Genomic DNA, 13,018 nt, shown 5'->3' with positions numbered 1-13,018 from the left:
CCTGTGGACTCCCCGTCCCGGTGCCCCGCGCCGTCTAGGGTGGACCGGTGACCTCGACCGAGCAGACACCGTCCGGACCCGCAGCGACCGACCCCGGTGGCGGGAGCACCACCGCGGTCGCGCCCACGCCGTCGGCCGTGCTGCCCGCGTCCTCGGCGCCCGCCGACCCGCGCGCCCTCGAGGTGCTGCACACCGTCTTCGGGTACCCCGCCTTCCGCGGTGACCAGGCCGAGATCGTCTCGACCGTGGTCGGCGGCGGTGACGCCCTCGTCCTCATGCCGACCGGCGGCGGCAAGTCGCTCTGCTACCAGGTGCCCTCGCTCGTGCGCAACGGCGTGGGCGTGGTCGTCTCCCCGCTCATCGCGCTCATGCAGGACCAGGTCGACGCGCTGTCGGCGCTCGGTGTGAAGGCCGGGTTCCTCAACTCGACCCAGAGCTGGGAGCAGCGCCGCGAGGTGGAGGCGGCCTTCGTCGACGGCACCCTCGACCTGCTCTACCTGGCCCCCGAGCGGCTGCGGGTCCCCGAGACGCTCGCCCTGCTCGACCGCGGCGACGTCGCGCTCTTCGCGATCGACGAGGCGCACTGCGTGTCCCAGTGGGGGCACGACTTCCGCCCCGACTACCTCGGCCTGTCGATTCTGCACGAGCGCTGGCCGTCGGTCCCGCGCGTGGCGCTCACCGCGACCGCGACCGAGACGACGCACCGCGAGATCGCGACCCGCCTCCAGCTCGAGGACGCCCGGCACTTCGTGGCGAGCTTCGACCGCCCCAACATCCAGTACCGGATCGCCCCCAAGGACAACCCGCGCGCCCAGCTGCTCGACCTGCTGCGCACCGAGCACCCGGGCGACGCCGGCATCGTCTACTGCCTGTCGCGGAACTCGGTCGAGCAGACCGCCGAGCACCTCGTCGCCCAGGGGATCCCGGCGCTGCCGTACCACGCAGGTCTGCCGGCGCACGTGCGTGCCGCCAACCAGTCGCGGTTCCTCCGTGAGGACGGCATCGTCATGGTCGCGACCATCGCCTTCGGGATGGGCATCGACAAGCCGGACGTCCGCTTCGTCGCGCACCTCGACCTCCCCAAGTCCGTCGAGGGCTACTACCAGGAGACCGGCCGCGCAGGGCGCGACGGCCAGCCGTCGACCGCGTGGCTCGCCTACGGGCTCCAGGACGTCGTCCAGCAGCGCCGCATGATCGACCAGTCCGAGGGCGACGCCTCGCACAAGCGCGCGCTCTCGGCGCACCTCGACGCGATGCTCGCGCTGTGCGAGACCGTCGAGTGCCGCCGCGTCCAGCTGCTCTCGTACTTCGGGGAGGACAGCAACCCCTGCGGGAACTGCGACACCTGCCTCGCCCCTCCCGAGACCTGGGACGGGACCGTCGCCGCCCAGAAGCTGCTCTCCACGGTCGTCCGGCTCGAGCGCGACCGCGGCCAGCGCTACGGCGCCGGTCACCTCGTCGACATCCTGCTCGGCAAGGAGACCCCGCGCGTCACCCAGCTCGGGCACACGAGCCTGTCGACCTTCGGCATCGGCAGCGACCTGTCCGACGGCGAGTGGCGCGGTGTCGTCCGCCAGCTCCTCGCCCGGGGTCTGCTCGGCGTCGACGGCGAGGGCTACGGCACCCTCCAGCTGACCGAGGGCTCGGCCGAGGTCCTCTCGGGTGCGCGCGAGGTGCGGCTGCGCAAGGAGGCGCCCAAGCGCGGTCGGACCCGCAGCGCGAGCAAGGGTGCAGGGAAGAGCGGGTCGAAGGCCGCCGTCGACCTCGACAGCACCGCCGCGGAGGTCTTCGAGCGGCTGCGGGCCTGGCGTGCGGCGACCGCCAAGGAGGCCGGCGTGCCCGCCTACGTGGTGTTCCACGACGCCACGCTGCGCGACATCGCCGTCCTGCGACCTGGCTCGACCGACGAGCTCGGGACCGTGAGCGGGGTGGGCGCCGCCAAGCTCGAGAAGTTCGGCGAGGGTGTCCTCGAGGCCGTCCGCGGGGAGTGAGTCGGGAAGTCAGGGAGCGGTCCGGCGGCCCCCTGACGAGCCCGTCCAGGACGTCTGGCCTGGCAGCAGCCCTGCCAGAGGGACAGACTGGTGCCATGAGACTCCGCTCCGCTGCTGTCGTCGTCGTGTCCGCGATCCTGCTCACCGGCTGCGGGGGCGGTGACCAGGCCGAGCCGGAGACGTCGTCCGGCAGCGCTGCGGCTACCGGCCAGACGAGCGAGACGCCCCAGTCCGAGGAGTCCTCGGAGCCGACCGAGGCGCCCGTGCCCTCGGAGTCCTCCTCGCCCGCAGCGGACGACCTGCTGCTCGAGCTGCCGGACGAGGCGATGCTGGCCGCCGACGAGCTCGAGCCTGCGGGGGAGGTCCGTGGGACCGTGGAGGGCCCAGGAGACTGGATCCTGGGCTCGGCCTGCCTCGTCCCGCCACCCTCCGCGGTCGCCATGCGCACCGTGACGCAAGGCCTGTACGAGAGCACGGACCCGGTCGGCATCCAGCAGGTGGCCGTCTTCGCGACGGTCGACGAGGCCGTCGACGCTGCCGCGACGGTCGCTGCCGCGATGGAGTCGTGCGCCACGAACCCTCCGGCCGAGAGCGGGTCGTACCGCGTCGAGGACGTCACGGTCGGCACGCAGGGCCGGGGTCTGGCCAACAACTACGCCGAGCTCGGAGACGACGCCCCCGGCACCTACGCGGCCGTCACCCGACGCGGGAACGCCGTCACCGTCGTCTCCCTCATGAGCGGCGAGGAGTCCGTCGGCACCGCCCGCGAGATGGTCGACCGCGGCCTCGACCGCGCCTTCGACGCCCTCTGCCTCTACGACTCCGCGGGGTGCTGACCCGGTCCTGACGACCCGCGGCCCCGCCGCGCGCGGTGCCGGCGCGGCCGGTTCCACGCCTGTCCCCGGTCGGTGAGAGACTGCGTGGGTGTTCTCCGAAGCCGACGTCTCCCAGCTCGTGGGCTCCGAGACCTTTGCCCGGGGCGAGGAGTACGTGGGCGCAGGTCAGGTGGTCTCGGTCGCCCGGAACGGTGACGGGACCACGATCGTCGGGCAGGTCCGCGGGTCCAGCCGCAAGCAGTACGTGACGGTCGTCGAGATGTCGAGCGCGGGGGAGCAGGCCAGCCCGCGCTACGGGCGGTGCTCCTGCCCGGTCCGCCTCAACTGCAAGCACACCGCCGCGACGCTCCTCGCCTACCTCGACCGGGTCGAGTCGCAGGCCGTCCAGGCCGCGGCCGCGCTGGAGCAGAGCGCCGCCCCCTCCGTCGAGGCTGGGGCGCCCCGTGCAGCCGCGCGCACCACACCCCGCCGCAGCACCGAGTGGGAGCGGACCTTCGCCGAGCTGCTCACCGTCCCCGAGGACGCCCCGGCCGTCCCCGGGCGCCCGGGCCGCCGCCCCAAGCCGTGGGACGTCCGCAGCTCGCACGACGTCGCGCTGCAGGTCGAGCTCCTCACCGAGCCCACCGGACGCTCGTCGCGCCGGGCGCTCGCCTCGAGCGACTCGCCCCGGCTCGGCATGCGTCCCGTGACCCGCAGCGCGACGGGACGCTGGGTCCGCACCGGGATCTCCTGGAGCGAGCTGCGGTTCCTCAACTACCGGCACGGCGCCTACCCTGACGGGCACGTCGACGTGCTCCGCTCGCTCTTCGGGCTCGCCATCAGCGTCTCCGACTCCGCGTACTTCTCCGCGCCCACCTGGGTCTACGCGGACGAGCTCCCGAGCGCCGCGCTGTGGGCACTGCTGACCGAGGCCCGGCGCTCGGGCCTGCCGATGGTGCACTCGGACAAGGCGCAGAGCCCCGTCGTCCTCGCCGGGCTCGCCCAGACACGCCTGACGGTCACCCGGACCACGACGGGGCTCGCGCTCACCGCCGCCGTCGAGGCCGACACCTCGTCCCTCGACCCGCAGCACGAGGCTGCCGCTGTGCCGGGTGGCGCGGGACCGGGCGACAGCGGCGCGCAGCCGACCCTCGACCCTGACGCCGACGCGCTCACGGACGCTCCTGCCTCGGCCCGCTCCGCCCGGTCTGCCGCCGAGGCCGCCGGCACCCCGCTGGGCCTGACCCCGCTCGACCGTGCGACGACGAGCCTGCTGGGCGAGCCGCCGACGGGCCTCGTCACCTGGCGCGGCCGGCGCGAGCCCAGCAAGGAGACGCGCGTGCTGCTCGCCCAGCTCGCCTCGCCGGTCGACGCGCCCGTCCTCGCCCTGCTGGACCGCGCCGAGCCCCTCACCGTCCCGCAGGCCGACGAGCGGCGGTTCCTGCTCCGCGTGCTCCCCGCCCTCGAGGAACGCTTCGACGCGCTCGACCTCGACCCCGAGATCGTGCTGCCGGAGCGTCCGCGGCCCGGCCTGCACCTCGACGTGCACCACCTGCCCGAGCACGGCCTGCGCCTCACCTGGCAGTGGCGCTACGCCGTCGAGGACGACGACGGCACCACGCACACCCTGCGCTTCGACCTCGGCGCGAGCGGGCGGCAGACCGACGTCGGGGTGCGGGACGCCCGGGCCGAGGCACAGCTGCTCGAGCACCTCGCCGGGCGCGCCCCGCGGCTGCCCGGGGACCCGGGCACGCCCGGACGCCCGGTCGACGACACCGCGCGGCTCGCCGACGTCGCCGCGGCGGCCGTGGCCCGCGTCGGACGCACCGAGCTCGCCGACGTCGCGACGGCGCTGTTCGTCACCGACGAGCTCCCCGTGCTGCTCGCCCTCGCCGACGAGGAGCCCGACCTCACCGTCGAGGTCCGCGGCGAGCCGGTCGACTACCGCCGGGCCGACGAGGTCGAGATCTCCGTGTCCACGTCGACCCTCCCGGAGACCCGCGACTGGTTCGACCTCGCCGTGGTCGTCACCGCCGGCCAGCAGTTCATCCCCTTCGCCGACGTGTTCACCGCGCTCGCCAAGGGGAAGTCGTACCTGCTGCTCGTCGACGGGCTGCACTTCTCCCTCGACGACGAGCGGTTCCACGCCCTGCGCGACCTCATCGAGGAGGCGCGCGCCATGCAGGACACCATGGGCGGCACGCTCCGGGTCAACAGGTTCCAGGCAGGGCTCTTCGACGAGCTCGAGCGCCTGGGGGTCGTCGGGTCGCAGGCCGAGGCGTGGCGCGAAGCCGTCGGCGCGCTCGCGGGCGGCGCTCGGCCCGGCCCGGTCGCCGCGCCGGCCGGTCTCGAGGCGACCATGCGCGAGTACCAGCAGGAGGGCTTCGAGTGGCTCGCCTTCCTCCGCGAGCACGGGCTCGGCGGCGTGCTCGCCGACGACATGGGCCTCGGCAAGACCATCCAGGCGCTGGCCCTCGTCCAGCACGCCCGCGAGACCGAGACCGGCGCCGAGACCGGCGCCGAGGTCGCGGACGGTGCCGGGCCCACCGCGGCGCGGCTCCCGTTCCTCGTCGTCGCGCCGACGAGCGTCGTCGGCAACTGGGCGTCCGAGGTCCGTCGCTTCACGCCCGGCCTGACGGCGGTCACGGTGACCGAGACGCTCGCCCGCCGACGCACACCCCTCGCCGAGGTGGTGGCCGGGGCGGACGTGGTCGTCACGTCCTACGCGCTGTTCCGGCTCGGCTTCGAGGAGTACCGGACGCAGCGCTGGGCCGGGCTGATCCTCGACGAGGCGCAGTTCGTCAAGAACCACCAGTCGGTCGCCTACCAGTGCGCCCGTCGCCTGGACGCACCCTTCAAGCTCGCGCTGACCGGCACCCCGCTCGAGAACAACCTCATGGAGCTGTGGTCGATCCTGTCCGTGGTCAGCCCCGGGCTGTTCCCCACGCCGGGGAAGTTCCAGGACTACTACGCCCGGCCCATCGAGAAGGAGGGCTACGTCTCGCGCCTCGACCAGCTCCGGCGTCGCGTCGCGCCCTTCATGCTGCGCCGCACCAAGGAGGAGGTCGCCAAGGACCTCCCGGACAAGCAGGAGCAGGTGGTCGACGTGGTGCTGAACTCGCGGCACCGCGCGCTCTACGACGCCTACCTGCAGCGCGAGCGCACCAAGGTGCTCGGCCTCGTCGACGAGTTCGGCGAGCACCGCTTCGAGGTGTTCCGGTCGCTCACCGTGCTGCGCCAGGCCAGCCTCGACGTGAGCCTCGTGGACGCCGAGCACGAGAAGGTGCCCTCGTCCAAGCTCGAGGTGCTCTACGAGATGCTCGACGACATCCTCGCCGAGGGGCACAGCGTGCTCGTGTTCAGCCAGTTCACGCAGTTCCTCGGCCGGGTCCGCGCGCACCTGGACCGCAAGGACGTGGACTACTCCTACCTCGACGGCCGCACCCGGCGTCGTGCGGAGACCATCGAGCGCTTCACCTCGGGGGAGACCAAGGTCTTCCTCATCTCCCTCAAGGCCGGCGGGTTCGGCCTCAACCTCACCGCCGCCGACTACTGCATCCTGCTCGACCCGTGGTGGAACCCCGCGGCCGAGGCGCAGGCCGTCGACCGGGCGCACCGCATCGGCCAGACCCGCAACGTCAACGTCTACCGGATGGTCTCGACCGACACCATCGAGGAGAAGGTCATGGCGCTCAAGGCATCCAAGTCGAAGCTCTTCGCGAGCGTGCTCGACGGCGGGGCCGCCGGGGGAGCGGGCCTCACCGCGACCGACGTCCGCGAGCTGCTGGGCTGAGCCCCGCACCTCGGGCGCGTTCTCGCACGCACCCGGGCCGCCATACCTACCGCTAGGTCGGGTGGTAGGACGTCGTGGTCCGAGCGCTCCACAGCCACCGCACAGCCACCGCTCACGGGTGCCATAGACCCGCTGCGTAGACCAGGTGCACCACCCCGAGACACCTGGAGCTCCCATGCGACGCCCGATGCACCTGACCCTCCTCGCCCCGCTCGTGGCCGCCGCGCTGCTCGCCGGCTGCTCGACCACCAGCACCTCCGAGACCGGGACCTCGACGACAGCCGCCACGTCGAGCACCTCCACGGACGGCAGCACCACGGACGACAGCACCGTCGAGTCCGTCGCCGCGAGCACCGCCACGACCGAGGACCACGCCGCCGACCACGACGAGGCCTCCGACTACGTGTGGGACGCCGCCGACGAGGTCGCGGTGACCCTCGACGGGTCGACCGCGACGTCGGACAGCGCCGCCGTCGTGGTCGACGGCAGCACGGTGACCATCACCGCGTCCGGGACCTACCGCATCTCGGGCTCCCTCGACGGCGGCCAGCTCGTGGTCGACTCCGCAGACGACGGCGTCGTCCGCCTCGTCCTCGACGGCGTCGACCTCACCAGCTCGACCACCTCGCCGCTCGTGGTGACCGACGCGGGCAAGGCTGTGGTCGTGCTCGCCGACGGGTCCAGCAACACCGTCTCCGACGCGAGCACCTACGTCTACGCCGACGCGACCACCACCGAGCCCGACGCGGCGATCTTCTCCATGGCCGACCTCACCATCACCGGGACCGGTGCGCTCACCGTCGAGGGCAACGCCGCCGACGGCATCGTGAGCAAGGACGGCCTCGTGATCTCCGGCGGAGACGTCACCGTCACCGCGGTCGACGACGGTGTCCGCGGCAAGGACTACGTGGTCGTCAAGGACAGCGACACCGCCAGCCCCACCCTGACCGTCACCGCCGGTGGTGACGCGCTGAAGTCCACCAACGCCGACGACGCCACCCTCGGCTACGTGACCGTCGCCGGTGGCACCACGACCCTCGACGCAGGCGCCGACGGCGTCCAGGCAGAGACCGACGCGGTCGTCACGGGCGGGACCCTGAGCATCACCTCGGCGGGCGGGGCCTCGGCGACCCTCGCGACCGACGCCTCCGGCAAGGGCATCAAGGGCACCGTGAGCGTCGTGGTCACCGGGGGGACGGTGGACGTCGACGCCGCGGACGACGCCCTGCACTCCGACGGGAGCGTCGACGTCGCCGGCGGCGCGCTCACCCTCGCCTCGGGCGACGACGGCGTCCATGCCGACGGCGCGCTCACCGTCTCGGCCGGCACCCTCGACGTCACGCAATCCTACGAAGGCCTCGAGGCGGCCAGCATCACGCTGAGCGGAGGCGACACCACGGTCGTCGCCACGGACGACGGCATCAACGTCTCGGGAGGTGTGGACTCCTCCGGCACGGGCGGCCCCGGCGGCGGCGGCGCGGGCATGGGCGGCGGGACGGGTGGGGAGGAGACCTTCACCGCCGACGCCGAGACCTTCCTCCTCGTCTCCGGCGGCACGCTCGCCGTCGACGCGGGCGGCGACGGCCTCGACTCGAACGGCTCGATCAGCATCACCGGCGGGACGACCACGGTCAACGGGCCGACGGACGCCGGCAACGGCGCGATCGACGCGAACAGCGGCGTCGAGGTCAGCGGCGGGGTGCTGGTCGCCGCGGGCAGCGCCGGCATGGCGGTCTCCCCGGCGGCCACGTCGCCCCAGGCGTCCGCGACGGTCGTCGTCGACTCCGTGCAGGCCGCCGGGACCACCGTCAGCCTGGTCGGGGACGACGGCACGGTCGTGGCGAGCTTCACGCCGTCCAAGCCCTTCGAGACCGTGGTCTTCACGACGCCCGACCTCGTCGCCGGGACGACGTACACCATCGCGCTCGGCGGGACGGCCGTCGGCGACGCCGTCGACGGCGTCGAAGGTCTGGTCCTCGGCGGGACGCTGACCGGTGCCACGGAGGCCGGCAGCGTCACCGCCTGACCCGGCACACAGACCCCCCACCGACGACGGGACACGCTTGCGGGGTACCTCCGGAGGTACCCCGCAAGCGTGTCCCGTACCCCGGGCTCGGGAGAGGAGACCGCGGCGTCGCGCTGGCGGGGGTGCGGTGCCGTGAGGACCGTCACGGCCCCTTCGCCCGGTTCGGGGCTATAGTGGGGGTGTCCCTGCACCTGCGTGCGCCCTGTGCGCACCTAGCGGTTGGTGCACGACGGGACCAGACCTGAGGAGGTGACGACCATGGAGCCGGCGAGTTGCAGTCCGAGCGACCTATCCATGGCGTCGGCGCTCCCAGGTCCCTCTCGGGCCTGACGGGTCCGACCTGCCCCGCCGCGAGGCGCGGGCTGCCCAGCGCTGGCGCCTGACACGAGAGCGTCGTCCTCACGACCCTCTGTCGTCCACACCCACCCGTGCCGCCGCGCGACCTTCCTCTGCCGCGCGTGAGCTGCCGTCCACCCTGCCCGCCGTCGCGGGCGGGGACAGGACAGCGGCTGACGTGCTCAGAGGACCCTCCGGCGGCCCCACCCGAAGTGGAGTGCCCCGTGCGCCAGAACACCACCCCCGCCACCACCACCCCGACCGCACCCGTGACCGACCTCCGCGACGTCCTCGACGTCGCGACCGACGCCGCCGTCCAGACCTGGCTGCGCGACGTCGCCGGCTCGTGGGACCGCACCGAGCAGGTCGACGACCTCACCGACGCCGAGGTGCGCCGGCTCGTCGGCCTCCTCACGCCCGAGACCTCCCGCGAGCTCTTCGGGTCGATCGACACCAGCTCGGTCGTCACGATCCTCAGCGTGCTCTCGCCCGCCGTGGGCGCAGGGCTCCTCGACTCCCTCGACCACGACAGGTCGGCGGAGATCCTCCGCCGGCTGCCCGAGGCCGAGCAGCGCCAGGTGCTCGACCAGACCGGTGCGGTCCGCTCGGCGACCCTGCGCGGCCTGCTCGCCTGGCCCGACGACAGCGCAGGGTCGCGCATGGACCCGACGGTGGTGTCCGTGACCCAGACCATGACGGTCTCCGAGGCCGTCGAGGGGATCCGCGAGCAGGCACGCACGGCGAGCCTCGACAACGACGAGGTCCTCGTCACGGCCCTGCCCGACCACCGGCTCGTCGGCGTCGTGTCGTACCTCGACCTCGTGCTCGCCGCGCCCGACGCGGTCATCGGCGACCTCATGGACACCGACGTGGTGTCGGTGAGCGCCCTCGCCGACCAGGAGGTCGCGGCCCGTCTGCTCACCGAGCACGACCTCTCGGGCCTGCCGGTGGTGCACGAGGGCGAGCTCGTGGGCGTCATCGCGGTCGAGGACGTCGTCGACATCCTCGACGAGGAGAACACCGAGGACGCCGAGCGCCAGGGTGGGTCCTCCCCGCTCGAGGTGCCCTACCTGCGGGCGACGCCCTTCCGGCTCTTCCGCAAGCGCATCACGTGGCTGCTCATGCTGTTCCTCGCCGCCATGTACACCGGCACCGTCATGGAGCACTTCGAGAGCGAGCTCGAGGGCGTCGTCGCCCTCATGTTCTTCGTGCCGCTCCTCATCGGGACCGGGGGCAACACCGGCACGCAGATCACCACGACGCTCATCCGCGCGATGGCCATGGGGCAGGTCCGGATGCGGGACATGCTCCGGGTGGTCCGCAAGGAGATGGCGACGGGCGTCCTCATCGCGGTGACGGTCGCCTCGGTCGCCTGGGTCCGTGCGTGGACCCAGGGGGTCGGGACCGACGTCGCGCTCACCGTGTCGCTGTCCGTGGTCGCGATCGTCCTGTGGACCTCGCTCGTCGCGTCGGTCCTGCCGCTGATCATCAAGAAGGTGGGCATCGACCCCGCGGTCGTCTCCGGGCCCATGATCACCACCGTGATCGACGGCACCGGGCTCATCATCTACTTCACCATCGCGCGGATGGTCATCGAGCAGCTCGGCTGAGGCTCGCGGTGGAGGCCCGGTCGTGGAGAACGGTCGTCGACCGGCCGACGACCAGCCCGGGCGGCAGGCTGCGCGCAGCGTCTCAGCGCAGGACCGCCGCCACGAGCAGCAGCACCGGCAGCGAGCCCACGGTGGTCACGAAGATCGCGTCCCGGGCGAGCGTCTCGCCACGCCGGTACCGCTGGGCGTAGTTGAACACGTTCTGCGCCGTCGGGAGCGCGGCCAGCGCCACGACCACGAAGAGCTCCTGGTGGTCCAGGTCGAAGAGCAGAGCCCCGGCGAGCCACGCCACGGCCGGCATGAGCAGCAGCTTGAGGGCCGACGCGAGCATCGCCTCGCGTCGGCCCGAGCCGCGCTCGAGTACCCGCTGGCCGTGCAGGGAGATGCCGTAGGACAGCAGCATGAGCGGGACGGCCGCCCCGCCGATGATGCGGAACGGCTCCATGAAGGCCTCGGGCGGCGTCACGTCGAGGACGGCGACGAGCAGGCCGAGCGCGGAGCCGATGATGATCGGGTTGCGGACCGGGCCCGTGGCGAGCCGCACCACGCTCACGCGGCCCTGCTCGGCGGCGTCGAGGACGGCCAACCCGAGCGGCGCGAAGAGCAGCAGCTGCACGAGGATCACCGGGGCGACGTAGGCGGGGTCGCCGAGCACGTACACGGCCACCGGGATCCCGATGTTGTTCCCGTTGACGTAGCCCGCCGAGAGCGCCCCGATGACGGTCTCGGCCACGCCCCGGTGCCAGAGGAACCGAGCGACGAGCCCGTACACGGCAAAGCTCACCGCAGCCGCGAGCAGCGACACCACCAGCAGCGGGGAGAACAGCTGCCCCACCTCGGCGTCCGCCAGGATGGTGAAGAGGAGACAGGGTGCGAGCACGAAGAACACGAGCCGCGCCATGACCGACCGGCCCTCCGCCCCGAGCAGGCCCACACGCCCGACGACGTAGCCCACGGCGATGATCGACGCGATGATGGCAAAACCTGTGAGGACTCCGAGCACCCGACCATCGTGCCCGATCGGTCGGTACGGCGGTCAGTACGTCTCAGTGACGTGCACCTCGTAGGCGTACCCGTCGAGCACCTCGGCGGCGTGCTGGGCGGCAGCGGAGTAGGCCACACCACCGTCGGGCGCCTCACCCGGCACGTCGAACACCACGGCCCCCACCTCGACGCGCGGCTCCCCGACGGCGCCGAGGGCGTCGGCCATCCCCTCGACCTGGTCGTCCTCGAGCTCGCCGTGGAGGTCGCGGACGGTGATGCGGGCGAGATAGGTGGCCATGGTCCCATCCAAGCGCAGACCGGTGACACCCCGGGACCGGCCGGAGGCGGCAGACGACGTGCCGAGCCGCCGTCACCCGCCCGCGTAAGGTGTCTGACGTGCTCGCATCCTTCGCCTCAGACAACTACGCCGGTGCTCACCCCGAGGTCTTCGCGGCCCTCACGGACGTCGCCTCCGGCCCCGCACGCGCCTACGGTGCGGACCCCTGGACGTCCCGGCTCGGCGAGGTGGCGCAGCGCCACTTCGGTCAGCAGGCCCTGGTCTACCCGGTCTTCAACGGCACCGGCGCCAACGTCGTCAGCCTCATGTCGATGCTCCCGCGGTGGGGCGCCGTCGTGACCTCACGGCACGCGCACATCGAGAACGACGAGAACGCCGCCCCCGAGCGCGTCGGCGGGCTCAAGCTGCTCACGGTCGACGCCCCGGACGGCAAGCTCACCCCGGCGAGCATCGACCAGCAGGCCTGGGGGTGGGGCGACCAGCACCGCGCGCAGCCGCTCGCCGTCTCGCTCACCCAGTCGACCGAGCTCGGGACGGTCTACACCCCCGACGAGCTCCGGGCGATCACCAGCCACTGCCACGAGCGCGGCATGCGCGTCCACATGGACGGCGCCCGCCTCGCCAACGCCGCCGCGTCGCTCGGGACGAGCCTGCGCGAGATCACCACCGACGTCGGGATCGACGTGCTGTCCTTCGGCGGGACCAAGAACGGGCTGGTCTTCGGGGAGGCCGTCGTGGTGCTCGACCCGACCGCCGTCGACGGCGTCGACTACGTCCGCAAGATGACCATGCAGCTCGCCTCGAAGATGCGCTTCGTGTCCGCGCAGCTGCTCACCATCCTCGACGGTGACCTCTGGCTGCGCTCGGCCGCCCGGGCCAACGCGATGGCGCGACGGCTGCGCAGCCGGCTCGACCACATGGTCGCCGAGGACCAGGCGCCGGGCCTGCGCTTCTCGCAGCCGACCGAGGCCAACGGGCTGTTCGCCGTCCTCCCGCCCGCCTCGGCCGAGCGCCTGCGCGAGGACTTCGCCTTCTACGACTGGGACGCCGCCCGCGGCGAGGTCCGGTGGATGTGCTCCTTCGACACCACCGAGGAGGACGTCGACACCTTCGCCGAGGCGGTCGGCCGCGAGCTCAGGGACGCTGCGGGCACCCGCTGAGCACC

Annotated in this window: 8 protein-coding genes; 6 read left to right on the top strand and 2 right to left on the bottom strand. The window is 72.8% G+C overall.

Annotated elements, in window-relative coordinates; all coding sequences use genetic code 11:
- The first annotated feature begins 137 nt into the window (after positions 1 to 137).
- The 5 genes from recQ (at position 138) to mgtE (ending at position 10,571) form a co-directional block, all read left to right on the top strand.
- Complete coding sequence (gene recQ / locus SKED_RS14780; protein ID WP_012867980.1) at positions 138 to 1,991, top strand: DNA helicase RecQ; 1,854 nt, start codon at positions 138 to 140, stop codon at positions 1,989 to 1,991.
- 95 nt (positions 1,992 to 2,086) lie between these two features.
- Positions 2,087 to 2,827: a sensor domain-containing protein gene (locus SKED_RS14775; RefSeq protein WP_012867979.1), complete on the top strand. Its 741-nt coding sequence runs from the start codon at positions 2,087 to 2,089 to the stop codon at positions 2,825 to 2,827.
- Positions 2,828 to 2,915: 88 nt separating this feature from the next.
- Positions 2,916 to 6,599 carry a DEAD/DEAH box helicase gene (locus SKED_RS14770; protein ID WP_012867978.1) on the top strand — a complete coding sequence of 1,228 codons (3,684 nt, stop codon included), beginning with the start codon at positions 2,916 to 2,918 and terminating at the stop codon, positions 6,597 to 6,599.
- 175 nt (positions 6,600 to 6,774) lie between these two features.
- On the top strand, positions 6,775 to 8,625 hold the full coding sequence (locus SKED_RS14765; protein WP_012867977.1) for a carbohydrate-binding domain-containing protein: 1,851 nt from the start codon (positions 6,775 to 6,777) through the stop codon (positions 8,623 to 8,625).
- A 560-nt stretch (positions 8,626 to 9,185) separates the two neighbouring features.
- Positions 9,186 to 10,571: a magnesium transporter gene (mgtE, locus tag SKED_RS14760; protein WP_012867976.1), complete on the top strand. Its 1,386-nt coding sequence runs from the start codon at positions 9,186 to 9,188 to the stop codon at positions 10,569 to 10,571.
- An 82-nt stretch (positions 10,572 to 10,653) separates the two neighbouring features.
- Here the strand turns inward: mgtE and SKED_RS14755 are convergent, their stop codons facing one another.
- Entirely contained in the window at positions 10,654 to 11,574 is a 921-nt protein-coding gene (locus tag SKED_RS14755) for an AEC family transporter (RefSeq protein WP_012867975.1), read from the bottom strand.
- A 33-nt stretch (positions 11,575 to 11,607) separates the two neighbouring features.
- On the bottom strand, positions 11,608 to 11,853 hold the full coding sequence (locus SKED_RS14750; protein WP_012867974.1) for a hypothetical protein: 246 nt from the start codon (positions 11,851 to 11,853) through the stop codon (positions 11,608 to 11,610).
- 98 nt (positions 11,854 to 11,951) lie between these two features.
- Here SKED_RS14750 and SKED_RS14745 point away from each other — a divergent pair, with 98 nt between their 5' ends.
- A complete protein-coding gene (locus tag SKED_RS14745) occupies positions 11,952 to 13,013 on the top strand; it encodes a threonine aldolase family protein (protein ID WP_012867973.1) in 1,062 nt (353 codons plus the stop codon).
- Positions 13,014 to 13,018: the final 5 nt, after the last annotated feature.

Origin of the sequence: Sanguibacter keddieii DSM 10542 (assembly GCF_000024925.1) — a bacterium.
Lineage (GTDB): Bacteria > Actinomycetota > Actinomycetes > Actinomycetales > Cellulomonadaceae > Sanguibacter > Sanguibacter keddieii.
This window is presented reverse-complemented; position numbering and strand designations above follow the sequence as displayed.